Source organism: Rosistilla oblonga (genome assembly GCF_007751715.1).
In the GTDB taxonomy this organism is placed as follows: domain Bacteria; phylum Planctomycetota; class Planctomycetia; order Pirellulales; family Pirellulaceae; genus Rosistilla; species Rosistilla oblonga.
This window is the reverse complement of sequence record NZ_CP036292.1, coordinates 2,006,631-2,031,960: the sequence shown is the minus strand read 5'-3', so window position 1 is coordinate 2,031,960 and position 25,330 is coordinate 2,006,631. Positions and strand designations below refer to the sequence as shown.

The following is a 25,330-nucleotide window of genomic DNA, read 5'->3' as shown; positions in this document are numbered from 1 at the left end:
TGGCTTGGCGATGTAAATCGTCGGGCCTGCGGCCCTCGATTGGGGCGATATTGCGGTGCAGCGCGGTTGGCTAAGAAACGCTTGCGACTGCGGCGGGGGCGTCGCAGTCGGCTGGATCTCGGACGACGTCGAACAGGTTGTCGTAGAGTTCGATCAGGCGGACCGCTTGATGTTGCCAAGTCAGCCCGTTGTCGATCCGTTGCCGAGCCGTCTGGCCCATCGTATGGCGAAGCGCCGGGTCGTCCATCAATTGCACGATCGCATCGGCATACGCGGGGATGTCGTTGTTGTCGGCGTAGACCGCCGCGTCGCCGGCGGTGATTTGATTCTCGCGCGTGCGGAAACAGACCGTCGGCTTTCGCAGCGCCATGTATTCCATCGTCTTGATCGTCGTGCAGCTGTCGTTGTAAGCGTTGCTGGGATCGGGAGTCAGGCAGATGTCAAACGCGGCGATGTGCGATGGGACGGTTGCAAACGGAATCATTCCCGTGAACAGGATCTTGTCCGCCAGATCGAGCTTGGCCGCCAAACGCTTGAGATCGGCGATCGCCGGTCCGCTGCCAACGATCACGCCGCGGAAGTCGTCGCGGCCGTGCTTCGTCTTCACTTCGTGCAATGCCCGAACCATAAAGTCGACGCCATCTTGGACGCCGATCACGCCGACATATCCAATCGTGAGACAGCCCGGCGTGCGAATCGATTCGAGCGGCTGGACGTCGCTCAAAAACAACGCGTTGGGGCCATTGCGAACGATGTAGCAGGCCTCAGGATCGGCTCCACAACGGTCGATTTGTATCGAGCGCTGCGTGTCGTTGGTGGCGATCAAACGATCGGCTTTGCGACACGACAGTCGCTCGAAAAATCGCAACGCCCGATAGACGGTCCCCTCGCTGCGCCCCGGTTTCTGCGCCAGATACAGCTCCGGCGACAGGTCGTGATGATCGAAGACAAACCGCTTTCCCAACAACTTGAAGAAGATCGCGACCAATCCCATCAGATCCGGCGGCGTGTGCACATGGACTGCGTCGAAACCGTGCCTCAGCAGGACAAACCATGAAAGGACAAAAGCGGCGACCAGGCTGTAACCGTACTCCAACAGATACCCCAGCACGCCACTCATCTCCCACGCCTGCGGGTATCGATAGACGCGGATCTCTCCGATTCGGTCGACCTTTTTCGTCACCTCCCCTGTTGGGCAGATGATCGTCACCGCATATCCGGCATCGATCAGCGCTTCGGCTTCCAGCAACACGCGGCAGTCGTCCGGAACGCTCTCGTTTTCGAGCAGCATTAAGATCCGGTAGGGCTTGGATTTCATCGGGCTATTCACGTTGTCAGTGACTCATGTTGCATCTCGACCGGACTCGCTTCCGGTTCAACCAGCGGCGGCAGACCGCAGGCGGCGCGCATCATCGCTTCGGTTCTTTTAACATTCGAATGCGAGAAATGTTCCGCAGCAAGTTCGCGATTTCGTTCCCCCATCTGTTCGCGCAGGTCTGCCGAACGATACGTTTGCAATAAAGCGTCGGCCAGGCCATCGACATCTTTTTCATCGACCAGAATCTGTTCGACGATCGCCGGAATCTCGACGTGCCGCGTGCTGATCACCGGTTTGCCACAGGCCATCGCTTCGATGATCACCGTCGGAAAACCTTCCGCCCCGCCGTGGTCGTCGTGATGACTGGGCAGGCAGAAGACGTCGCAAGCGTGGTAGACCGCTCGAAGCGCGGTTCCCGAGAGGCCGTTGAAAAACGCGACCTGCGATTCCAATCCCATCTCCGCCACGAGGGCTTTGACGTCGACCGAATCGGCCGAATCGCGACCGGTGCCGACGACCCACAGTTCAAATTCGGAGTTGTCGATCTTGCGAAGCGCTTCCAACAGGATGCGATGTCCCTTTTTCTGAGCGAAGTAGCCGACGATCAAGACGACAAACTTACGCTCCGGTCGGTAGGTCTGCAGATCGATCGAGAGCCGCACGACCTCGATCCGCGCTGGATCGATCCCATACCGCGACTTCAGCTGCTCGCGGTTGTAATTGGTCACCGTCGTGATCTGGTCGCAAGCAGCAACCGCGCGAGCGAACATCGCCGGGTTTGGATTCTCGTAGATCTCGTAGGCGTGGATCGTGCAGATCAGCGGTTTGTCGAGCAGTTGTTTGCAGAAGTAGGCGATAAACAATTTGCGATCGCCAAAGGTGGCGTAGATCAGATCGACGTCGTGCATCTTGCCGGCGAAATAGACCGCCAGGACAAAGTCGACGACCGCGCGATGGCGGATCGCTTCGGCAAGCAGTCGCAGATAGCTGGCCGGCCGCGATAGCAGCGTGCCCAGATTCGCAAACATCAGCGAGATCAAGCCCCACCGATAGACGTTCCACGTCGGACGCGGGCCGTACAACCCCGCTTGGAACTTCGTCGGATAGACGCTGATCTTCGCGCCGCGGCTCTCGAAAAACGAAAGCTCCCGATGGACGAAGTGCTCGAAGCCGTGTTTGACCGACGCCACGACTCCCAGATGCATCGCGTTATTGGTTGACATGACTGGGGCTCCCTAAAGTTTGCGTTGGCTGCGTCGCGGACGCTTGCGCCGGCGAAGGTTTGGATCCGCGCTGCCGATCGGCGATCGCTTGTTCATAAACAGCAACCGTCTGCCGCGCGACAACCGCGGGGGACGCTTCGGCTTGCAAGCGATCGAAACCAGCATCCCCCAAGGCCCGCCGCTGAGCAGGGTCTTTTAACAGTTGAATGATCGCCGTCGCCAGCGCTTGCGGATCGCGAGGTGGGACGAGCAAGCCGGTCTGCCGATCGAGCACGCATTCGGCCAACGCGCCGACGCGCGTGGCGACGACAGGTTTGGCATACATCTGCGCGACCGGGACGACTCCACTTTGCGTCGCTTCGGTATAAGGGAGAACCACGATGGCGGCGCGTTGAAAAAATTCAGCCCGCTGCTGATCGCTGATCCATCGATTGTGGATCTCGAACCGCGGCGAATCGCCGATCAGTTTCTGGTACCGCGAAAAATCGTCGCCTCGCCCCGCGATCACGATCTTCGAATCGGGGACTTCTTTTGCGATCAACGGCTCGGCGGCGATCAGATATTCCAAGCCTTTGTAGTCCCAGATCCTTCCGAAGAACAACACATTGTGAGGCTCTTCGGCGACGGCGGTCGCTCCTTCGACTTGGCCCATCGCGACGTGAGCGACGACGTGCACGCGATCGCTGGCGAAACCGAACAACTGCTGCACTTGCGCTGCCAACGCCTCCCCATGAACGATCACATGATCGGCTTTGCGAAATCCGTAATCCATCACCCATTGCGGCGTCTTCCGCGATGACATGTCGCCGGCGTGGTGCCGCGGGTCGTGGATCGTCGCCACCAACGGATACCGTTTCAGCGATCGCAGGGCGGTGTTGAACCACATGTGTCCCTGTTGGAAATGGACCACGTCGGGCTTGAACGCATCGATCTGGCGGCGGATCGCCGCGACACAGCTCAGCTGCCGCAGCGGTTGGCGCAACCGTGGCTCGTCAAAACCGAAATGCTTCACCCGGTCGGAGATCGCGTATTGCGTTTCCCCCGGCTGCGGATGAGGCATCACCAACAGCACCTCGTGCTCTTCGGCGAGCGCATTGACGTTCTGCACGCACAGCTCTTCGAACCCGTATGATATCCAAGCGATTCGCATCTTATGCCTTTTCCAATTTTCCAGTGACCATGCGAACGCCGTGCGAACACAGCCCGGGGAAGGCCAGCGGCACGTAGACGATCATTCCCAGAGTCAGCGCGATGATTGCCTGCCCGATACTGATCCAATGATGCTGTCCAGAACGCACCGCATCCCATTGCACAAAACAGGCGACGATCGCCAACAGGCAGAGGGTCGCGGGGAGACCACGCAGCCATTCTCGGCCCAAGGCCAATGGAGCGATCTCGCGACGGAAGTAATATTTGTGTTGTAAAACGTTGAAGAAATTGATGCTCACGTAAGTCACTGCGGCTCCGATCAAACCGAATTGGCTGATCAACAGGCATCCGACGACGACGTTCGCCATCAGGTTGACCAACACGATCCGCAGCACCACTGCCTCGTTTTTAGTCGCCCACAACGCGTGACCTAACAATGGAGTCACCGGATCGAGGAAGAGCGTGAAGACAAGGATTCGGATCACGACCGCGGCGGCGCGGAACTCTTCATTGCCGTACGCAAACACGAGGATTTCGTCGGCCAACAGGAACAATCCGATCGCCGCCGGCGTACTCAACCGCCACAGCAGTCCGATCAGCGCCTGAACCATCTCGGCAATCGCATCGCGCGACGCGGTGTAGCACAGGGTTGGGAACGCACTGGTCCCAACGGCACGGTAGACCATCAGAATCGGTTGCAGGATTTGATACGAAGAACCGAGCAGACCGATCTCTCGCTCGCTGGCAAACTTCGACAGCATCACTTGGTCCAGCGCCGACCAGATCGCGTTGACGCCGTCGTTGCCGAAAAAGACCAACGAGTGTTTCAGTTGTTTCATGCCGACGCGGAACCCGACGCCAGGGACGGCCAGGGAATGCTGACAGCAGTAAGACGCCATCGCATGTGTCAGCAGAAACGTCGCGGTTCGAGCGGTGATCACCACGGCGGCCAACCAATAGATACTGTAGCCCAGCGACAGCACCGCAAACGCGCCGCCGACTAGCAAAGCGTTGCCGGGCAGATTCGCCAGGGCGATCAAATGCATCCGCTCGCGGCCGCGGATCACCGCCTCGGCGACTAAGGTCAACGCGTAGGGAACGATCGCGATCGACAGCAGACACAGCACCCACCGCATCTCGGCGTCGTACCGCATCACAAAAGCAAACAGGATCATTCCCAGCATCGCCAAAAGCGAAGAGGCCAGTGCGCCAGCGTAGCCGTGATACAGCAGATGCCGCGAACGATTGGCGTGCCGCGCGACGCGGCGGGTCAACAGCGTTGGCAGCCCCGCGGCGGCGAAGACATTAAAGGTATACAGCACCAGCAGGCCGAACTGCAGAAGCCCGAAGGACTCCAGGCTCGTGTACCGCGACAGCATCGCATAGACAGCAAACGTGCTCGCCTTGTTGACCAGATCGCCCGTGAAAATTGCAACCGCATTGCGGCGGATCTTGCCCATCGTTGTCATCGCGTTCCTCGGGCGGGAGGAACTGGACCATGGCAGGCGACCAATCCGATACTGGCACACAACACGATCGCTTCAAATCCGTCGGCGACAAACGCCGATTCGGCGAGCCCCGCGATGGCGGCGAGGATCAACAGCGCGATCATCCAACGACCCGCCATCCGTTCGTGGGTTCGCAGCAGGTATTTCGCGCGTCGCACCGTGGCGACAACGATCATCAGCATGATAAAGACGCCCAACAGTCCCCAATTGACCGCCGATTCGATGTAGATCGAATGGGCGTGGCTGAACGCCCAACCGTTCTGCGATTCGAAATATCGAATCCGTTCGGGAGACCAAAACGCGCCGTACCCAAAGCCTAACAGCGGCTGGTTGATGAAGGCGGAAAGGGTCTCGGTCCAGATCGGCAACCGGCCTGTCAACTTGGTCGGATCGGAGAGTTCATCCTCGCGGCCCATCCTCGCGGCCGAAAGCAACGAGACCTCTTCGCCGCTCGCCCCAAGTCCGATCAATCCGATGCTGAACAAGATCGATCCGGCGACGGCCACGTTGACGATCCAGTTCCGCGGCAGATAACTCCACCACAACCAAGCCCCCGCCAACAGACAGGCGGCCGTGCCGGTTCGCGACTTCGTTAAGATGACTGCGATCAGAGCGAAGATCGCGATCGCCAGATAGATCCGCTTGCGTTCGCTTTGATACATGCACGAACTGCACAGGAACAGAAACGCGCAGAAAAAGACCTGCTTGTTTGGATGAAAGACTCCCGAAAACCGGTAGTCTCCGCCGCGCAGGAAGACGCCGTTGGCGAGTTCGGCGGCGACGCTGATCAGGACAAACAGCAACGTCCAACCGATTAAAGCCAGACAGAAATCGCGGGTGCTCCAGACCTTGCCGATCCCGATCGCACCGAGCGCGAGACAGCCCAACACGATCATCCGCTTGACGGTTAAGAAAGGGGAATCGGACCAGACGACCGAACAGCAACCGTAGGCGAACAACAGCCCCAACAGCAGCATGATCGGCCAATAGATCGGCCGTCGGTTGGTCCTTTGATCGCGCCACAGCAACATCCCTCCGGTCGCTCCCAAGGCGAGGAACAACAACTGGCGTTCGCGTGTTCCGGTGCCGGCGTTTTCGGCTAGATCGGCCGCTTCGACCGCGGCACCGTTGGCCGATTGAGCGTACGCCATACGAGCATCGTTGCGGATCACCAAGACCGCCAGCACGATCACGGGCACCCAAAACATCAGCAAGCGGTCGAACGATGGTCGCCGTGCGGTTGCGGGTGAGGTGAGTGCAAGAGACATGAATCGCTAGATCCGCCGAAGCGTCGGTTGATAAGTTTGGCGGAAGCCCGGGTCGACTTCATCGCAGATAGGGTTACGCGCCCGAGAACATCGCCGGAGCATAGTTACGCGTCTTGTTGAGAACGATACCAATCACTTCGGTATCGCTACCGGCAAAGCGATTCAAAAACCGCTGGGCTTGGGCAACTTTGGTCTTTTCCGATTCGACCACGACCACGACGTAATCCAACGTCTGGGCGAGCGACAAGGCTTGGTCGGGGAGCGACGCTGGCGGGAAGTCGATGATCACCAGATCGTTGGCTTGCCCGAACGCTTCGATCGTCTGCCGTGGATCGTGGCGTTCGGCAGATTTCGATTCCGAATCGTTCACGGTTGGGGATGCGTAAGGCAACAGCGCCAGCTTGCTGTCGGACAATTGCTGAACGCACTGTTCGACGGCGGCGTCCCCTGCAGATAGCTCCAACAGTCCGGGAGCGTTTTGCAAACCGAAGGCCTTGGAAACCGAACGGGTTCGACCGTCGGCATCGATCAATATTGTTTTCAGTCCGCAATCGTCGCTGCTGACCATCGCCAACGCCGCGGCCAACGTGCTCGCTCCACAACCTGGATCGATCCCGATCACGCCCAGCGAGCGACCTCGCGGCGGTTCACCGATCGGTTGGGCACGCGAGAGCATCAGGTCGCCGATGATCGATCGACAACGCGTGCGGATATCGCCTGCATCGTCGAGTCGACGGATCGAATTGCCGAGTTCCAACCGCGGTTGGTGCGGGATTTTTGTCAGCACGGGATATCGCAAGCTCGATTCGACATGTTCGGCGGTCCGCATCGTGTCGCTGCCGATTTCACGCAGGAACGCCAGTCCCACGCCGCTGCACAATCCCAACATCACAAATCCCGCGGCGAGGATCCGCTTGTTGGGGCTGGCGGGACGTTCGACAAACGTCGCCGGTTGAAAGACGCTCACGTTGGAGATCTGTTGGTTGCGAAGCTCTTCGATCACGCGAGCCTCCTCCAGTTTTTCGACCAGCTTCTTCAGGCTGGCGGCGGAGGATTCGATGTCGCGATCCATTTGTGTCAGTTCGATTTCCCAGTCGTGCAGCTCGCGGACCTGTTGAGCCAACTGGACCCGCTGACGTTCTTTCTCCAGCACGACGCTCTGCAATCCAACGACCTGAGTTTGCGACCGCTGCAGATCGTCTTCCATACGACGCTTCATCGGGTTGGGCGTCATGCTATGGTCGACTCGTTCGCTGCGCAGCTTTGCCATGATCATCCGCGCCCCGTCCAATTGTTCGCGAGTTTCGATCAACCGCCGATGCTGCGGCGTGTATTTGGCCGCCAGGCTTTTCTCTTGCAGTTCCAGTTCGTAGACCTGCTGACGCATGCCGCTCCAGGTGCTGTCGGAACCTTCCTTGCGTTCGGCGACAATCTCTTCTTCGGTGTCGGCGATCTTGCGGCGAAGATCGGCCATTTCGGCGTTCACCTGTTCCAGCGAACCAGTGGCCATCAGCAGCTCGCGTTCGCAAGTCGCCAGTTGTTCTTGCAACAACTCTCGGTTCGCTTCGACCGAAACGATGCCACGCTTTTTCATGTAGTCCGATTTACGATCGGTCAACGCATTCAGATGAGCTTCCGCGGCATCGACCTGTTGCACGAAGAAGTCATGCGATCCGGCGGTTTGCGAATTCAGTAGATGTTGTTTCAGATAGGTGTCGCAAGTTTGTTGAACCAACGCTTGAGCCATCTCGGGCGTCTTGGCAGAGGCTTGCACCGAGATCACGTTCGACTTCTTTTGAGCCTTGATTTCGACGGCGCCTTGGACGCGGCGAACCGCAACTTCGTGGTTGGAGATTTCGTCGCGAAGACCGGACGTCGTCGCGACCAGATCGATCGCACCACTCACCAAACCTTTGACGCGATCGACAACGGTTGGACCGGCCGGCTCGCCGCCTTCGCTTGGCAGGCTGCCATTGAGGATCGAAGACTCGCCGAGCTCATCGACCACGCCTTCGGCGATCTGACGGCTGCCCAACATTTCCAGCGCCGAAACGACTTCTTCCTCTTGCGTCTTCTGCAACATCAGAGTCTGGCTGGTCGTTGCCGTCGGGTCCAGCGAAACGCTCTCGCGGCCGACCCGCAACATCAGCTTGGCTTCGGATTCATACTTCCGCGGCCAGACAAGCAGCGCTGCCCAGCCCAAGAGGATCGCAGCCACAAGGCATCCGATGATCAATCGCTTGTAAACAAACGGCAACTCCAAATACGAGCGCAGGCTGGCGGAGTGACGGCCATCGCCATGATGGGCCGCCGATTCGGTGAACGAATCGTGGCTGGCACGCGCCATGATCACTGTCGATTGATCGATTCCCGACGCGCGGTGCGAGAAAAAGACAGCCGGATCGTGGCTCAGGTTACGTTGTTTTTTTGAAGTCATTCGTCGGTTCTCGGTCTAGCACCCAAAATCAACTAAAGCCTTGGCAACCATCGACACATGCTGTTGTGTCATCTCGGGATACATCGGCAACGACAAAATTGCGGAGGCAGCACTTGTGCAGACTGGCAAACCTTCCGGGAAGGTTTTGGCATCCTGGAACGGCGTCGCAGTCGCCAGCGGATGCGGATAGTGGACTCCGCAGAAGATCTTCTTCGCCGACAACGACTCGATGATCGCGTCGCGCTGCGGATGCCGAACGACGTACAGATGGTAGACGTGCCGAGCGTCGTCGCGCTCGACCGGCAACTGCAGATCGGTGCCAGCAAGGGCCTCGCCGTACCAAGCCGCAACCTGCCGGCGGCTGTTGGTCCAGTCCTCGATATGCTGCATTTTCGAAAGCAGCACGCACGCCTGCAACGTGTCCATGCGGCAGTTGTAACCCAAGCAATCGTGGCGATTCTTGACCTTTTGGCCGTAGTTTCGCAGCAACCGCAGACGATCAGCCAATTCGGGATCGTTGGTGACCGCGGCCCCGGCGTCGCCGAAGGCTCCCAGATTTTTGCCGGGATAAAAACTGAAACATCCGATGTCGCCAAACGATCCGCAGCGTTGACCGTTGCTCTCGGCACCGTGCGCCTGGGCGGCGTCTTCGATAATCTTTAAGCCATGTCGGTCGGCGATCTCGCGAATCGCAGCCATCTGCGCCGGTTGCCCGTACAGATGGACCGGGATGATCGCTTTGGTTCGCGGCGTGATCGCGTCTTCGATCCGATTGGGATCGATGTTGAAGTCGACCGGATCGATGTCGACGAAAACCGCTTGGGCTCCGCAGTAAGCGATCGCAAAGGCTGTCGCAGCAAACGAGTTGCCGGCGGTGATGACTTCGTCGCCTTCGCCGACTTCGAGAGCTCGCAGCGCCATGTGCAGGGCGTCGGTTCCATTGGCCAAACCGACGCAATGATCGACACCGCAGTAGGCGGCAAACTGCTCTTCGAACTCCTGGACCTCTTGTCCGAGGATGTAGCGAGCCGAATCGATCACGTCGGACATCCGTCGCAAAACGTCTTCTTTGATCTGACGCGATTGGGTGGCCAGATCGACGAGCGGGATCGAGCTGATTTCGAGATCGGTATCGAGTTGGCGGATCATGTTGTTGTGTGCATCTTGGAGACAAGGAATAGATTAGGTTTCGGTTGGTTTGGCCCAGCCAACGGTCGGTACTATTTGAATCCGCGTTGAACGCGTTGGGTTGCCGTTTCGCCACAGGTTTCGCAATCGCAATCGTCGAACTTGCCGGGCAAGCGTTGACCACAACTGCAGACATCGGCGACGCGTCGGGCGGGCGAGCCCATCACCAACGCAAACGCGGGAACATCGCGAGTGACCACGCTGCCAGCGGCGATCATCGAAAACGTTCCCAGGTCCAATCCCGGGCAAATCGTCGACGCCGCGCCGATCGAACAACCGCGGCGAACAACGGTCTTGGCCAACCAGTTGTCCCGTTCGGCGTAACGCTGCGCGGCGGCGTCCATGCGTGGCGAACGGGGATTGCGATCGTTGGTGAACGTGACTGCTGGGCCGATGAAACAATCGTCTTCGATCGTGATCCCTTCCCAGACGCAAACGCTGTTCTTGAGCGTCACGTTGTCACCAATGACAGCGCCTCCTTCGACAAACGCATGATCACCGATGTTAACTCGGTTTCCGACGATAGCGCCGGGCATCACATGGGCGTAGGCCCAAACGTTGGTTTCGGGACCGATGGTGTCGGTTTCAACGATTGCAGTGGCGTGGTGCAAGGGATCACTTCTCCGAGGTAAATGGGATGAGTCGAGACAACGCCGCGATCGTCGATCTAAGAAGTCGCAATCGATCGGGCGGCGACCAGATCGACCGGCTGGCCGCCCTGGTGCAACGAATGGTGAGCCGCTTCGAGGACCTCGACGACTTGCAAGCCGTTGACGCCATCGGTCAGTGGCACGTCGTCGTCGACGATGCAACGAATGAAATCCGCGCACTCGGCTTTCAGCGGTTCGCGTTCCTGAACGAACGGGCTGTAACTGCCGCCGTAGCGGTAGGACATTTGGAAATCGGCAAAGTCACCACTGGCCGGCGGCGGCGCATCGATTCCCTTATCGAAGATCTTGATCTTCTCCTGTTCCAGGTCGTCGTAGATCGCCATTTTTTTGTCGCCAACGACAGTCAAGACACGCTCCTTGCGCGGGTCCAACCAGCTGACGTGGATCATTCCCATGCGGTTGCCGGCGAACTTCATCGAGACGTTGCAAACGTCGTGAATCCCAGGGTTGAGCCGATCGAATCCGCTGCAGGTGACGGTTTCGGGTTGCTGATCCAACAGATACAGCATCATCGAAATGTCGTGCGGCGCGAGGTCGTACAGGGCGCTGACATCGGTCCGCACGGGGCCCAGGTTCAACCGGCGACTGCTGATGTAATTGATGTTCCCCAGTTCGCCCGAGGCGATGATTTCGCGGAGCTTCATGACCGGGGCGCTGTGCAGGAAGACGTGCCCAACAAACAGCGTGCGGTTGTGTTGTTCAGCCAGATCGATCAACTTGCGACACTCTTCGGAGGTCTTCGCCAGCGGCTTCTCGACAAATACGTGCAAGCCGTGCTTGAGGGCGTCGCTGGCCAGTTGAAAGTGAGTCGCCGTGGGAGTCGCGATCACAACGGCATCGATCACATCGCGATCGAGCATCTCTTGGAAGCTCTCAAACGGGGTGACGCCACGGAAGTGATCGGTGATGCGGCACAGGTTGTCGCGACTCTGGTCGCAGACGGCCGTCACTTTGGCTCCTTCAATATCCGAAAAACAACGGACCAGATTAGGTCCCCAATAGCCGAGGCCAACGATACCAACACGAATCATAGAAGTAAGCTCTTGGTGTTTATTCAGTTCAGGCAGTCAAACAGTGGTGGGCGGATGCGGGCGGCCCTGGATCAATCGTTGTCCTGTTGGACGACGACCGAAAAGGTCTTCAACAAGATCCGCAGGTCCAACGCAAACGAACGGGCTTCGACGTATTGGATGTCCAATTGAATCATCTCGCGGAACGTCAGCCGGTTCTTGCCGCTCACCTGCCAGAGTCCCGTCATCCCGGGCAGGACTGCAAATCGTCGCAGCTGCCAGGGTTCGTAGTCTTCGATTTCCAGCAGATCGGGGCGTGGGCCGACCAAGCTCATCGTCCCGAACAGGACGTTCAAAAGCTGGGGGAATTCGTCGATCGAATTGCGTCGCAGAAAGTTTCCCCCGGGAATGATTCTGTTCGTATGATCAGGCTTTTCGATCGGAGCGTCTTGCGTGGTCAACCGCTCCACGTAGACTCGGTGTTCGGCGGTCGCTTCGGGTCGAACATCCATCGTGCGGAATTTGATGATGTTGAAATGCTTGCCCCCCTCACCGACGCGGCGTTGGAAAAAGAGAGCGGGTCCCTTCGAAACGATCCGGATGTAACATGCGACGGCGAGCAGAAAAGGGAGCAAAAGGCACAGCAACAGCGAAGCTCCGACGATATCGCACCCCCGCTTCCACCATGGCGTACCAAGGCATTCGGGCAACGGGGGCGCCTCTGCAACGCGACTGCCGACAAACGAACCGCCGCGACGATCTCGCCGGGTCAGCGTGCCTTCAGCCGTTTGCAAAGGTTGTTCCAACAGACAGCTCTCTTCACTTCGCATTGATTTTTAACGGGGCAAACATTGCATCGATGACTCAAAAAATTTTCCGCTGAGCCGGAATTCGCTTGAACCTACGGTACGCCTGTTCAAGCTGGATCTTAGATTAGTCCGGTAAACTGGAAACTTTGTCGCCATTCATTTTTAGAAATTTTCTTCTTCGACTAGCCGCAAGGACATTCGATGAAACCGCTATTTTCGGATCGAACGTTAGAACGCGAGACGATCGCGATCGTACGGATGTTCAGCGAGCTGAGGCCGGAGATCAAACAGATGATCGAAAGGCATCTCGATGTCCGCATCCGCCGCAGGGTCGACGCGTCGGATATCGTGCAAAGCACCTTCATCGATGCCAGTAAACGCGTCGAACGCTACTTGAACGAACAACCGATGCCGGTCCGACAGTGGCTGTTCTATCTAGCCAAGATGAAAGCTTTCGAAACCAACCACCATCATCTGTTGGCCAAGAAGCGCGACGCACGCCGCGAACACGATGCCGACGCGTTGCAGGGCGTTGGCAGCGACCAATCGACGCCCAGCCAGTGTTTTGCCAGAAAAGAAACCAACCGGCGGCTCGGCGGGGCGCTCAGCCGGCTGCCGTATCGCTATCGATTGGTGATCGAACTGCGGCATTTCCAAGCGTTCAGCAACAAACAGGTGAGTTCCTATCTCGAGCTGTCCGAAAAAGCGGCGAGTAAGCTTTACATGCGGGCGATCGAAAAACTGCGTGTTGCCATGGCCTGCGAATAAGTGCAAACTGCGGCCCATGAGTGAAATCTCCGCCTACCACGAAGCCGGCCACGCAATGATGGCGATGATCGCCGGGGCGCGGATCCTGAGCGTCACGATCGAACCCGACTGGGATGATGGCCCCCAACGACACGCCGATATTCAGATCCAATGGCCGACGGAGCGGTTCGATTCTCGCGAACTCTCCGAAAAACTCGCGATGGTAGCTCTGGCAGGTCCCGCGGCGGAGATGATCCATACAGGGGATCCCTATCACCCCGGATTGATCGCCGAATGGACATCCGACTGGGAACTCGCATGGGAAGCGGCCGCCCCGCGATTTCCCGATCCTCGCAAAAGACTAGCGTATCTAGAGCAAATCACCGCCCGAGCGTATCGAATTCTCGCTCAAGACGATTTCTGGGCGGCGCTGGCGACGATCGTCGACAATCTGTTGGCCCACGAAACGCTCGAGGGGGAAGAGGTTGAAGAGATCGTGCAACAATGGATCGCGGTGGGGGGCCAAGCTGCCGATTGACTAACTATTAAGTAATGACACGCTGGTTCGCCGTTAAAGCGGCGGGACTGGGTGGGATCGGCGAAGCGCAGATCCTAGCTGGCGTCTTCGCTAGGATCGTTTCGTCTGAAGACGGCGACGACATCTTCGACGGGGACGACAAACAGCTGGTTGTCCGATTCGAAGTCGACGGGGATCGCGTCTTTGGGGTGAAACAGGATTTTATCGTATTGCCGCAGCGGCATTTCATCGTCTTGTTCGACCATGGCGCTGATCGTCACGATCCGTCCGGTGATAGTCGGGATCTCAGCGGCATCGGGGAGCGCGATTCCGCCTTTGGTTTCTCGTTTTGGTTCGTCCTTGCGGACCAATACGCGAGGACCGATCGGTTCGACGTATTCAAAGGCCTGCGGTCGCTTTTTCGCCATCAAAGATCCTAAATCGACTGCTGTCGTATATAATGTGATTTGAGCGCACCCTAACTGTCCCGGGTGTTTGAAATCATGTTTAACGGCCCGAATCGGAATCGGCAAGCCACATTCCCCGCGCAGACTAGCTAAAGCTCAACGGTTGGGCTTGCAATAATCAGGAAACTCGCAATACTAGCCGATTCTAAATCACATCAAAGCCGTCGCCACGCAGGATACTGCCCGCAGACGCTAGCGATATGTCGAGCCAAATCACAGGGATAGCATTAGGAAAAGTCAATGTCCGACGTATTGAACGTTGAGGTTCGCGAGAACATGGGGACCGCCGCGACACGCAAATTGCGTGACACGGGCCGTATCCCCGCGGTCGTTTACGGCCACGGAGGTGAAAATCAGCATCTGTCGGTTCCTCGCAAAGAGGTGGAATTGCTGCTGCGTCACCACAGCAAGCACGTTCAGTTGGCCGGAGCGGCTAACGATCACGTATTGTTGAAAGATGTTCAGTGGGATCCGTTGGGAATCGAAGTTCTCCATATGGACCTGTTGCGCGTTTCGCTGTCCGAGAAGGTCACCATCACGGTACCTGTCAAGCTGCACGGCGTGGCGATCGGATTGAACCATCACGGCGTGATGAACGAAATCTTGCACTCGGTCGAGATCAACGTTCCCGCTTTGAAGATTCCCGAATTTGTCGAATTGAACGTAAACGATCTCGATGTCGGCCAATCGAAGACGGCTGCCGATATCGAATTGCCCGAAGGGGCTGAATTGACGACCGATCCGACGGCTGTTGTTGTTCAAATGAACGCAGCAGCTGGCGAAAAGGCGACCGACGAGGATGCAGAAGCTGCAACCGAACCGGAAGTCATCGGTGCGAAGAAAGAAGACGAAAACGAGTAGGATTTGTTAGAATTGCCATGAAGCTGATCGTCGGACTGGGAAACCCCGGTATCCGGTATGCCCACACGCGGCACAACATCGGGTTCATGGCTGCGGCCAAATTCGCCCAACAGATCGGTGCCTCTGAAACGAGGAACCGATTTGATGGTGAGGTCGCTGAAGGTCAGGTCGCCGGCACCAAGGCGATCGTGTTGTGCCCCAGCACCTACATGAACGCCAGCGGCGGCAGCGTCCGCAAGGCGGTTGGCTTTTACAAGATAGATCCCGCCGATGTGTTGGTCATTTGCGACGACTTTAATCTGGCTTTGGGCAGACTGCGAGTCAGAGCAAAAGGTTCCAGCGGTGGCCAGAAAGGGTTGGCTGACATCATCCGCCTGCTAGGGACCGAAGAGGTACCTCGCTTGCGAATCGGCATCAGCCCGCCGCCAGCGGGTTGGAACATCCCCGATTATGTGCTCAGCAAGTTCCGCTCCGACGAAGAGGTCGACGTGGAACGGGTGACGGATCGCGCCGCCCAAGCGGCACACGATTTTGTCAGGCACGACGTTGCCTTTTGCATGAATGCCTACAATGGCACTGAACTCGACAAATAATAAACCTTACGCGCGTATCGCTAGATCCTAGGAGAAACTTGGTGGTCACCCACATCAGCACTTACGAAACATTGTTCATTCTTGACAGCAATCATTATGCTCGCGATCCAAACGGCGTCGGAAAATCCGTCGCTGCGATGATCGAAGAGGTGGGTGGCAAGGTTTTGGTCAGCCGATTGTGGGCTGAACAAAAGCTGGCTTATCCAATCGATGGTCACTTCAAGGGAACCTACTGGCTGGCCTACTTCGAAATGGAAGGGACCAAGCTGACCGAATTGAATCGCGCATGCCAATTGAGCGAATCGATCGTCCGTCACATGTCGCTTAAGCTCGACAAGCGATTGGTCGAACCGATGGTCGCTCACGCACGTGGCGAATCGATCTCCACTGAAGGCACCGGCGAAGAATCGACTGAAGTTGAGGCTGCCGAAGTCGCAGCTACCTAAGCGAAGCTCATCGGAGCCGGAGTGCGAGGCAAATCATGGCAAGCTACAATCGTGTGATACTGCTAGGCAATATGACGCGCGACGTCGAACTGCGTTACACCCAAGGTGGCACCGCGGTGACCGATATCGGCCTTGCCGTTAATGACCGACGCAAGTCGCAGACGGGAGAATGGGTCGACGAAACCACCTTCGTCGATGTCACGCTTTGGGGACGCACGGCGGAAGTCGCCAGCGAATACCTCAGCAAAGGCTCTCCCGTGCTGGTCGAAGGTCGATTGAAACTGGATACCTGGGAAACCGAAGGGCAGAAACGGAGCAAGCTCCGCGTTGTCTGCGATCGGATGCAAATGCTTGGCTCTGGCGGCGGTTCCCACCGCGAGGTCGGCGGCGACGACAACTCGCTTCAAGAACCGTCCCATCACTCCGCCCCACCCAGCAACCCGGCGGCGAGCCCAAGCGGATCGCGCGGAGACGATTTCAGCGACCCCAACATCCCGTTCTAGCGGGACGTCGGCGGAAGCCTCGATTGAAACATTGCCAGGTTCGAGGAGCGGACTTGGCTTCCTCACTAATACCGATTGATTCACTGCGAAAGCACTTGAAATGCCACGAACCACCGAAAAAAAACTGCACCGTGCCCACAAACGTCTCCCTAAGGGCGAAAACGGCGGTATCCGCCTGCTGTTGATCCACAACGTCGAGCACCTGGGCCGTCAAGGCGACATCGTCGAAGTCCGCCGCGGCTACGCGATGAACTACCTGATGCCTCAAGGCTTGGCAACCATCGCCACCGATCACCACAAGCGAATGGTCGAGAAGCACCGCGAGAAGCTGCACCAATTGGAATTGGAGAAGCTGAGCGAGTTGCGCCAATACGCCGATCAGATCGCGACTCAGTCGATCACGATCGAAGCCAACGCCAACGACGAAGGTCACCTGTATGGCAGCGTCGGCCAACACGAGATCGTCGAAGCGTTGAAGGAAGTTGGATTCACCCTCGCCGACGACCAAATCCGCCTGCAAGGCCCACTGAAAGAATTGGGACTTTACACGGTCAAGGTTCACCTGCACTCGGAAGTCGAAGTCGACTTGAAGGTCTGGGTTGTTCCAACCGTTACCGCTGGCGAATAATCGCAGCCGGGCGTCGATCGCCGCAGCGTAAACAAACTTCTGAAACGACCCAGCGGATCACGTTGGGTCGTTTTTTTGTGGTTGGACGTTTTATGTTTGGCCTCCGCTGATGCGGGACTCGTTGGCTTGCGCCTCGGCCCGCTTGCGGGTGTGTCGCTACAACAAGGCGGTTTCGATGAAAACGATCTACGTTGGCTGCCAACTCAAATATTACGTCCACACGCCGACCAGCTTTCTGCTGAACATCTCGGCGGCGATGAACGATTTCCAAAGGATCTGCAACGAACGGATCGAAGTCACCCCCGACCAACCGCTGGAACAATGCCAGGTCGGGCCGCTGGGAAATCGCCTGTTTCGCTTGATCGGCCAACCGGGACCGCTGAGCATCGGTTACCAAGCGGAGGTGGAACTGCGATCCGCGGCAGTCGATTCGAACAACGTCGGCGAATCGAATTACAGCAGCCTGCCGCCGGAGGTGCTGATCTTTCTGAACCCCAGCCGCTACTGCGAATCGGACAAACTGAATCGCTTTGCGATGAACGAGTTCGGCTGGCTGTTGCCCGGTTATTCGCGAGTCACCGCGATCTGCAACTGGACCTTCGACCACCTGACCTACACACCGGGAAGTACCGGTCCGTCGACGACAGCCTGCGACGTGCTGTTGCAGCGAGCTGGCGTCTGCCGCGACTACGCGCACGTCGCGATCAGCCTATGCCGCGCGATGGGGATCCCGGCGCGATACGTCGCCGGTTACGCGGTCCATCTGCAGCCGCCCGACTTCCACGGCTTCTTCGAAGCGTTTTTGGACGGGCGATGGTTCCTGTTCGATGCCACGCGGATGGCTCCCGTCGGCGGATTTGTTCGGATCGGCACGGGGCGCGACGCGGCCGACGTCGCCTTTGCTACGCTGGTTGGCGCGGCGGAAAGCGTCGAGATGAGCGTCTGGGCGAACGACTTGGATTCGTTTGGCGGCGGGCCTGGCCCCGACGACGTCCGCTCGGGCCTTAGCTCCGCATAAGCAGACGACCGATCAAGCCAGCGATTTACCGCGCCGCGGCGGCTTGCTGACGACCTGCAGTACCGGCAGCGTCGTGTATCCGCCGTGGAACGTTCGCCGGCCTGCAACGCTGTGGTCGAACACAAAGACGCCGTCGCGGGTGCGGGGATTTTTGGAGCAGCGAAGGATCGCCGCCGCACCACACTCGGGACAGACGACGCGCAGGCCGTGCGTTTCCAGCAACTCGTGGATCACGCGAGTGAACTGCTGATTCGCCTCCAGCGACCCAAACGATGCGCCTCGCAATTGCCCCAAGGTCTGGTCGATCGCATGCCGCATCGATTGCTGCAGTCCCGTCAGCTGATCGGCTAACTGAGCCAATCGGTCGGTCGCTTCGCGGATCGACGTCTCGCCGACCTGCATCCGCCGATGGATCGCCGGCTGGATCAACGACAGCACACCCGCCATGGCGCGGGCGTAGACCAACTTCGGCTGCTGATCTTCATCGCCACCACTATCGGCGACCAACTGCAGCGCTCCGATCGATGTCGAACCGTCGCGGATCGGACCGATCAACGAGACAAACGATCGGTCGATCGGACGCACCTGAGGCGCCAGCGACTGCCAAGCCCCACGCACCATCTGTTCGCACGCCGACAGACAGGAATTCGAGAGCGACAACTGTTCAAACCCGACCCGCGAGATCGGGAACAGCGTGGTCGCGTTAAACGGCCGAAACCAGAACGCACCGGCTGGCGCATGGAACAACCGCAACAAAATGTCTAACGCTTCAGGAAAAAAGGCCTCCAACGCTTGGTCTCCCATACAGACCTTGCGCAGCTTACCGACCTGGATTCCGATCCGCACCGAATCGCGACGCGGAATCCCGCGGAAAGCTTCTACGAGCGTTGCTTCGTTCATGCACTACGTCCAAGCGATCCGAAAAGCGAAATCTGTCCGACTCAATCAACCAACAACTTGGCCGACCGCACCGGCAAGTTCGAGCCCGATCCGGTGGTCGGCAACGAATTTGCAGAAAATGATGGCAAATCGTCGCGATCGCAACGGACATAACGCCTGCGATTTGCTGGCGCATCGGCGGCGGTGGACGAGACGGTTTGTGAGCGATTGTGACGGAAAACGCTGAAGTTTTGTTCCCCGCAATTTCGGCAAATCGGTTGCAATCCGACATACTGCTTATACATTTAGTATAAGCTGCTGCCGATAGGTAATTCTAGCTAGGGAACTCTTGTGGCAGCTGGAGGGTCGTAGATGTCGGCGTTGCATTAAAGCAACACCTGGCAAGAATCCTAACATTCGACAATTTCCGCATCGAAGATTTAAGAAATCTACATGCCCAACGTTTGGCGGTGGAGATCCAACAAGTTTGCGATAGGTTGAAGTTGTCTGAAGCAGGCACCCAGCTCGCTAGGGTCGGTAAAACATTCGATAGGCTCTCTTCCTCGTTCCGGAACACAGCAGAATATGGCTGTCAATCAAGAAACGGTTGAACAAACCAAAAATCAGATCCGCGGCTTGGTCAACGAGATCGCGGCGCTGTCCAAGAGCGGAGCTCCGGCGGAGGAGTACTACCCTCAATTGCTTCAGCGGGTGATCTCTGCGCTGGCGGCGGTGGGAGGTGCGATCTGGTTGTTCGATGACGACCGTCAATTGAAGCTGGAATACCAGATCAACACCAGTCAATCGCTGCTGGAGACCGATTCGGACGACGCCAACAAGCACAACCGCTTGCTGCGCCGCGTCGCTGGAGCGGGCCAACAATTGCTGGTTCCACCCTATTCGGGAACCACCGATGGCGAGGCCGAAGGGAATCCGACCCGCTTCCTGTTGGTCCTCTCGCCACTTCGCAGCGAGCATCAGGTCGAAGGGCTGATCGAAGTCTTCCAACGCCCCGATTCGCCTCCCGAAACGCAAAAGGGTTATCTGCGTTTTTTGGGGCAGATGTCCGACCTCGCCGGCGACTGGCTCAAGGGGCAACAACTGCGATTGTTCTCCGATCGTCAAGTCTTGTGGCAGCAAGCCGATGGTTTCGCGCGAGCCGCTCACGAATCGTTGGACCTGAAAGAAACCGCTTACGTGATCGCTAACGAAGGCCGGCGTCTGATCGGTTGCGACCGCGTGAGCGTGGCGACGATGCGCGGCCGCAAATGCAAGGTGCTGGCGATCAGTGGCCAGGACACGATCGAAAACCGCTCCAACATCGTCTCTTCGCTGAACAATCTGGCGACGCGCGTCGTCGCCGCGGGTGAACCGCTGTGGCACGATGGATCCACCGAGGATTTGCCTCCGCAGATCGAAGAAGCCGTCGAAGACTACGTCGATCAATCTTACGGTCGCCACATCGCAGTCCTGCCGCTGCGAGAACCGAGCCGCGGCAACGATGACGCACTTAACAAGAACGTCGGCGAGATCGAACGCGATAACGCGCATCGCGGCGACGTGATCGGAGCGTTGATCGTCGAACAGATCGAAAGCAGTCTGCCCGATGAAGTCTTCCGCAGCCGCGTGAACCTGGTTTACGAACACGGCACGCGAGCCATCGCCAACTCGATGCAACACAACAGTTTGTTCTTGATGCCCGTCTGGCGCACCTTGGGCAAAGCGGCTTGGATCATCAAAGCGCGTACGCTCCCCAAAACACTTGCTGTCGTGGCGCTTCTGACCGCTGCAATCCTGGGGATGATCTTTGTCCCCTTGGACTTCGCGCTCGATTGCCCCGGCACGTTGCAGCCCACGATCCGGCAAGAGGTCTTCGCGCCGATCGATGGCGAGATCATCGAAGTCGCCGCAGCCCACGGTATGAACGTCACCAAGGGCCAGGTGTTGGTGAAGCTGCGAAATCGCCAAGTCGAAGAAGACTATGCCGAGACGATGGGCCGCATTCGCACCGCCCAAGCTTCGCTGACGCGGATCCGATACGAATTGGACGACGTCCGCAAATCGCGAAAGGGCGAAGAGCAGGAAGAAACGCGGCTGAAGGGTGAAGAGGCGGAGAAGCGGACCGAGCTGAACAGCCTGCTGCTGAAGCAAGAATTGCTCGACGAACGCCTCTCACAATTGATCATCACCGCTCCGATCGACGGCCAGATCGTGACCTGGGATGTTGAAAAGACACTCCGTTCGCGTCCGGTTGTCACCGGCCAAGTGCTGTTGACGATTGCCGATCTTTCCAAGCCGATGCATCTGAAATTGAAGATGCCCGAAAAGAAGATGGATCACCTGGATCGCGCCGTCGCGGCGGCTGGCGGCGAACCGTTGCCGGTCACCTTCATCCTCGCGACCGATCCGGATCACGAGATGAAAGCCGTGCTGACCGCACGTGAATTGCGAGCCGAACCCGATCAGGAGGAAGGGAACGTTGTCACGCTGCGAGCCGATCCGATCGATCTCTCGACGCTGCAACCTCGCCCAGGTGCGAAGGTGACTGCGGACGTCTACTGCGGCCGCCGAGCTGCCGGATTCGTCTGGTTCCACGGCGCCTACGAATGGTTCCAAACAATTCTCTTCAAATGGTTTTAGGTCTGGGTTTCGCTCGGGAGATCAAACAACCTGTTCCCCCGGTCCGCTACCGCACGCCTCCACATTGCGATCGACGTCCTCTCCACTGCATCGCCGATTCCGCACTTATCTCAACATCAACGGTGAACTGAATGAATATCCTCGCAAACCACAAACCCTTGGCCATCGCCCTGCTGGCGACATCGATCGGATTGCTGGACAACCTCGCCTCGGCTCAATCGGATAACTCTCCGATCCCAGTCCGCGACAGCTTGGTCGAAGCGATCGACGACATCAAGATCTCCGCCGGTGCCGACGGAATCTTGTTCCTCGACAACCAAGATGTCGAAGAGGGCAAGCTGGTTCAGACGGGAAAGGTGATCGCGATGATCGATCCCGAGCAAGCAAAGCTGAACCTGGTGTTGAAAGAGGCGGAGGAGCAGCAGGCTCGGCTGCAAGCCGAAAACGACGTCAACATTCGGGCCGCCGAGAAATCGATGGAATACGAATGGGCGGAAGCCAAGTCGGCCGAGGAACTGCACAAGAAACAAGCCATGCCCTACTGGGACATGCGTCGCGAAGTCCTCGAAGCCGAGCGATCGAAGCTGGCGATCGAGATGGCGAAAAACGAACAACAAGTCGCCGTGGCGACCTTTGCTGCCAAAACCGCAGAGCGTCGATTGGCCGAACACGAAATCAAACGACGCCAGATCACGGCAACCTTCGATGGCATCATCGCACGACGGTATGCCAAGAGCGGCGAATGGGTGCAAGCTGGCACACCGATCGTCCGCGTCGTGAGAATCGATGAGATCAAGGTCGAAGGAGACGTCAAAGGACTCGACGCCCCCGAACGAATCGTGATGGGAGCTCCCGTAGCGATCCGCGTTCACGTTGGCGGCAACCGCTACGTCGATTTCGAAAGCCGCTTGGAATACGTCAGCCCGATCCTGGAAAGCGACAACACCTATCGCGTTTGGGCGAAGATCGTCAATCGCGTCGAAGGCGGCCGGTATCTGGTCAGCCCGGGGATGCAAGCGGAGATGCAAATCATGCCGCCATCCAACGTCAGCTTGAACTAATCCCCAGACGGCTCCTCTTTTCAAGTCGCATCGCCGACAGCCACCACATACTATTCCGCCGACTCGCGACAAGCCGGCCCACGTGAGATCGAGATTCGATGACAACGCTCGCCGATAGCCTGATCAGCAGCTCATCAAGACCGCTTTCGGTTCGGAAGCGTCCTGATTTGACGAGCAGTCGTCACATGTATCAGGGGACCAGTTATTGGGTCGTCAAGGAACCTGTGGGGCTGCAGTATTTCCGCTTCCACGACGAGGAATATTTCATCCTGCAGATGCTCGATGGGCACGTCAGTCTGCAGCAGATCAAGGATGGGTTTGAACAGGAATTCGCTCCGCAGAAAATCACATTCGGCGACCTGCAACAATTCCTCGGCATGCTGCACCGCAGCGGGCTGGTGATCTCCAACTCTCCCGGCCAAGGCGGCCAACTGCGAAAACGTGGCAGCGAAAAAAAGAAGAAGGAACTGCTGGGCAAACTGGCCAACATCTTTGCGATTCGATTTCGCGGGATCGATCCCGAGGGAATCCTGCGTCGTATGAACCCCGTGTTGGGATGGGTCTTCACCGTTCCTGCACTTATCTTTTTCGTCGGCTTTGGATTGATCACGCTGATTCTTGTCGGAATGAACTTTGAGTTGTTCCGCTCGAAACTGCCGTCGTTCCAAGAATTTTTCGCCGCCGAAAACTGGCTGTACATGGGCTTGTTGATGGCGGTCGTGAAGATCTGCCACGAATTTGGCCACGGTCTGTCGTGTAAACGGTTTGGTGGAGAGTGCCATGAACTGGGGTTCATGTTACTAGTCTTTACACCCTGCCTGTATTGCAACGTATCGGACTCCTGGATGCTTCCCAATAAATGGAAGCGAGTCTGGATCGGTGCCGGTGGAATGTATGTCGAATTAATCCTGGCATCGTTTGCGACCTGGTTATGGTGGTTCAGCGAACCGGGCCTGCTGAACTTCACCTTCCTGGCAACGATGTTTATCTGCTCGGTCAGCACGGTTGTCTTTAACGCCAACCCGCTGCTGCGATTCGACGGCTATTACATCCTGATGGATTGGCTGGAGATTCCCAACCTGCGTCAGAAGGCTACCGAAACCTTAAAGCGTTGGTTTCAGGAAACCTGCCTCGGTTTGGAACTGCAGGAGAATCCGTTCCTGCCGCAGCGGAACCGGTTCATGTTTGGAATGTTCACCGTCGCGTCGGTGATCTACCGCTGGGTCGTGGTGATCGGCATCGTGATGTTCTTAAACCAAGTTCTCGAACCGTACGGTTTGCGGGTCATCGGTCGCTTGTTTGCGATCATCGGCTTCGGCGGCTTGATCGCCAAACCGATCTGGGAATCGATCAAATTCATTCGCACTCCGGGGAGAATGCAAAAAGTGAAACGCTCTCGATTGGCCGCTACCGTTGCGGTCGCTGGCACCGTGATCGCGGCATTCTGTTTCGTGCCGTTGCCCTACCACATCAAGTGTGCGTTTGAAGTTCGCCCCGCCGATCCGCGTTCGGTCTACGCCGGCACGCCCGGTCAGATCGAGCAGGTGTTGGTCAAACCAGGCGACGAGGTTCGCGAAGGCGATACGCTGGCGATCCTGAAGAATTCGCAACTGACCCTGAAACTGGCGGACCTGGAAAGCGAAGAGCGAATCGCAGATGTTCGACTAGCCAGCTTGTCTCGTCTGAAACGCTACGATTCGTCGCTCAGCGGACAGACGACGACGCAAAAGAAGATGCTCGATTCGGTCACCGAACTGCGCCGCAAAGCTCAAGAAGAGATCGATCAACTGCAGATCAAAGCGCCGATCTCGGGCGTGATCATTCCACCGCCGGATAAACCCGACGAAGACCCGCAGGATGGACGCTTGCCCGAGTGGTCGGGATCGCCGCTAGATACCGAAAACATTGGCGCGCTGATGACTCAGGAGAGTCTGATCTGCATGATCGGCGATCCGCGTCATATCGAAGCGGTCCTGATCGTCGATCAGGGCGACATCCAGTTGATCCAAGAGGGCGACTCGGTGGAACTGAAGCCCGATGCGAGGCGATTAGAAGTCTTGCACGGGAAGATCGACCAAGTCTCGCGAACCGAAATGAAATATTCGCCTGCCAGCTTGTCCAGTCAGAGCGGTGGCGATCTCGATACTCAGGTCGATCCCGAGACGGGAAACATGCGACCGATCAACGCGTCGTACCAAGCCCGAGTGCCGTTGCCCGAAGTCTCCGAAGGGATGCGAGTTGGATACCGCGGTACCGCGAAGATCAGCGCGGCTCCCAAATCGCTCGGCTGGCGGTTCTACAGGTTCTTGAACAAAACATTCCAGTTTGATTTTTAGAAGTAGGGTTCTTGCGACCACCAGACGAAGCGTCGCCACAACGACTGAAAAAC

At 57.7% G+C, this 25,330-nt stretch carries 23 protein-coding genes; 11 read left to right on the top strand and 12 right to left on the bottom strand.

Annotated elements, in window-relative coordinates; genetic code table 11:
* Window positions 1-70 precede the first annotated feature (70 nt).
* The 10 genes from CA51_RS07245 to CA51_RS07200 all read right to left on the bottom strand — a co-directional run bounded on the left by CA51_RS07245 (window position 71) and on the right by CA51_RS07200 (window position 12,602).
* Entirely contained in the window at window positions 71-1,318 is a 1,248-nt protein-coding gene (locus CA51_RS07245) for a glycosyltransferase family 4 protein (RefSeq protein WP_145119166.1), read from the bottom strand.
* 8 nt (window positions 1,319-1,326) lie between these two features.
* On the bottom strand, window positions 1,327-2,541 hold the full coding sequence (locus tag CA51_RS07240; protein ID WP_145119164.1) for a glycosyltransferase family 4 protein: 1,215 nt from the start codon (window positions 2,539-2,541) through the stop codon (window positions 1,327-1,329).
* Window positions 2,528-3,691 carry a glycosyltransferase family 4 protein gene (locus CA51_RS07235; RefSeq protein WP_145119162.1) on the bottom strand — a complete coding sequence of 388 codons (1,164 nt, stop codon included), beginning with the start codon at window positions 3,689-3,691 and terminating at the stop codon, window positions 2,528-2,530. Before CA51_RS07235 ends, CA51_RS07240 begins: the two co-directional genes overlap by 14 nt.
* Before the next feature lies 1 nt (window position 3,692).
* Window positions 3,693-5,159 carry a flippase gene (locus CA51_RS07230; RefSeq protein ID WP_145119160.1) on the bottom strand — a complete coding sequence of 489 codons (1,467 nt, stop codon included), beginning with the start codon at window positions 5,157-5,159 and terminating at the stop codon, window positions 3,693-3,695.
* Window positions 5,156-6,466 (bottom strand): O-antigen ligase family protein, encoded by a 1,311-nt coding sequence (locus CA51_RS07225; protein WP_145119158.1) that lies wholly within the window; start codon window positions 6,464-6,466, stop codon window positions 5,156-5,158. Before CA51_RS07225 ends, CA51_RS07230 begins: the two co-directional genes overlap by 4 nt.
* 73 nt (window positions 6,467-6,539) lie before the next feature.
* Window positions 6,540-8,903 (bottom strand): GumC family protein, encoded by a 2,364-nt coding sequence (locus tag CA51_RS07220; RefSeq protein ID WP_145119156.1) that lies wholly within the window; start codon window positions 8,901-8,903, stop codon window positions 6,540-6,542.
* Between the two features lie 15 nt (window positions 8,904-8,918).
* On the bottom strand, window positions 8,919-10,052 hold the full coding sequence (locus tag CA51_RS07215) for a DegT/DnrJ/EryC1/StrS family aminotransferase (protein WP_145119154.1): 1,134 nt from the start codon (window positions 10,050-10,052) through the stop codon (window positions 8,919-8,921).
* A 71-nt stretch (window positions 10,053-10,123) separates the two neighbouring features.
* Complete coding sequence (locus tag CA51_RS07210; RefSeq protein ID WP_197451658.1) at window positions 10,124-10,702, bottom strand: acyltransferase; 579 nt, start codon at window positions 10,700-10,702, stop codon at window positions 10,124-10,126.
* A 56-nt stretch (window positions 10,703-10,758) separates the two neighbouring features.
* The gene (locus CA51_RS07205) at window positions 10,759-11,793 is read right to left on the bottom strand and encodes a Gfo/Idh/MocA family protein (protein WP_145119150.1); all 1,035 of its coding nucleotides are present in this window, start codon (window positions 11,791-11,793) and stop codon (window positions 10,759-10,761) included.
* 71 nt (window positions 11,794-11,864) lie between these two features.
* Complete coding sequence (locus tag CA51_RS07200) at window positions 11,865-12,602, bottom strand: sugar transferase (RefSeq protein ID WP_145119148.1); 738 nt, start codon at window positions 12,600-12,602, stop codon at window positions 11,865-11,867.
* 180 nt (window positions 12,603-12,782) lie between these two features.
* Between CA51_RS07200 and CA51_RS07195 the strand changes: the two genes are divergently transcribed.
* Entirely contained in the window at window positions 12,783-13,349 is a 567-nt protein-coding gene (locus tag CA51_RS07195; RefSeq protein WP_145119146.1) for a sigma-70 family RNA polymerase sigma factor, read from the top strand.
* 16 nt (window positions 13,350-13,365) lie between these two features.
* Complete coding sequence (locus tag CA51_RS07190; RefSeq protein WP_145119144.1) at window positions 13,366-13,866, top strand: hypothetical protein; 501 nt, start codon at window positions 13,366-13,368, stop codon at window positions 13,864-13,866.
* 74 nt (window positions 13,867-13,940) lie between these two features.
* Here CA51_RS07190 and CA51_RS07185 read toward each other — a convergent pair whose 3' ends face one another.
* The gene (locus CA51_RS07185) at window positions 13,941-14,273 is read right to left on the bottom strand and encodes a co-chaperone GroES (protein WP_145119142.1); all 333 of its coding nucleotides are present in this window, start codon (window positions 14,271-14,273) and stop codon (window positions 13,941-13,943) included.
* A 279-nt stretch (window positions 14,274-14,552) separates the two neighbouring features.
* On the opposite strand from CA51_RS07185, the gene CA51_RS07180 reads away from it, so the two are divergent.
* The 6 genes from CA51_RS07180 to CA51_RS07155 all read left to right on the top strand — a co-directional run bounded on the left by CA51_RS07180 (window position 14,553) and on the right by CA51_RS07155 (window position 18,361).
* Window positions 14,553-15,173 carry a 50S ribosomal protein L25 gene (locus CA51_RS07180; RefSeq protein WP_145119140.1) on the top strand — a complete coding sequence of 207 codons (621 nt, stop codon included), beginning with the start codon at window positions 14,553-14,555 and terminating at the stop codon, window positions 15,171-15,173.
* A 17-nt stretch (window positions 15,174-15,190) separates the two neighbouring features.
* Window positions 15,191-15,766, top strand: coding sequence for an aminoacyl-tRNA hydrolase (gene pth, locus CA51_RS07175; protein WP_145119138.1), 576 nt, complete (start codon window positions 15,191-15,193; stop codon window positions 15,764-15,766).
* 41 nt (window positions 15,767-15,807) lie between these two features.
* Window positions 15,808-16,212 carry a 30S ribosomal protein S6 gene (rpsF, locus tag CA51_RS07170; RefSeq protein ID WP_145119136.1) on the top strand — a complete coding sequence of 135 codons (405 nt, stop codon included), beginning with the start codon at window positions 15,808-15,810 and terminating at the stop codon, window positions 16,210-16,212.
* Window positions 16,213-16,247: 35 nt separating this feature from the next.
* A complete protein-coding gene (gene ssb, locus CA51_RS07165) occupies window positions 16,248-16,715 on the top strand; it encodes a single-stranded DNA-binding protein (protein WP_145119134.1) in 468 nt (155 codons plus the stop codon).
* 100 nt (window positions 16,716-16,815) lie between these two features.
* Window positions 16,816-17,343 (top strand): 50S ribosomal protein L9, encoded by a 528-nt coding sequence (gene rplI / locus CA51_RS07160; protein ID WP_145119132.1) that lies wholly within the window; start codon window positions 16,816-16,818, stop codon window positions 17,341-17,343.
* A 175-nt stretch (window positions 17,344-17,518) separates the two neighbouring features.
* On the top strand, window positions 17,519-18,361 hold the full coding sequence (locus CA51_RS07155) for a transglutaminase-like domain-containing protein (RefSeq protein WP_145119130.1): 843 nt from the start codon (window positions 17,519-17,521) through the stop codon (window positions 18,359-18,361).
* A gap of 12 nt (window positions 18,362-18,373) precedes the next feature.
* Here the strand turns inward: CA51_RS07155 and CA51_RS07150 are convergent, their stop codons facing one another.
* A complete protein-coding gene (locus tag CA51_RS07150) occupies window positions 18,374-19,261 on the bottom strand; it encodes a hypothetical protein (protein ID WP_145119128.1) in 888 nt (295 codons plus the stop codon).
* Between the two features lie 564 nt (window positions 19,262-19,825).
* Between CA51_RS07150 and CA51_RS07145 the strand changes: the two genes are divergently transcribed.
* From CA51_RS07145 to CA51_RS07135, 3 genes are all read left to right on the top strand, one after another.
* Entirely contained in the window at window positions 19,826-21,880 is a 2,055-nt protein-coding gene (locus CA51_RS07145) for an efflux RND transporter periplasmic adaptor subunit (protein WP_145119126.1), read from the top strand.
* A gap of 131 nt (window positions 21,881-22,011) precedes the next feature.
* The gene (locus CA51_RS07140; protein WP_145119124.1) at window positions 22,012-22,941 is read left to right on the top strand and encodes an efflux RND transporter periplasmic adaptor subunit; all 930 of its coding nucleotides are present in this window, start codon (window positions 22,012-22,014) and stop codon (window positions 22,939-22,941) included.
* Between the two features lie 167 nt (window positions 22,942-23,108).
* Window positions 23,109-25,277 (top strand): biotin/lipoyl-binding protein, encoded by a 2,169-nt coding sequence (locus CA51_RS07135; protein WP_338052336.1) that lies wholly within the window; start codon window positions 23,109-23,111, stop codon window positions 25,275-25,277.
* Window positions 25,278-25,330 lie beyond the last annotated feature (53 nt).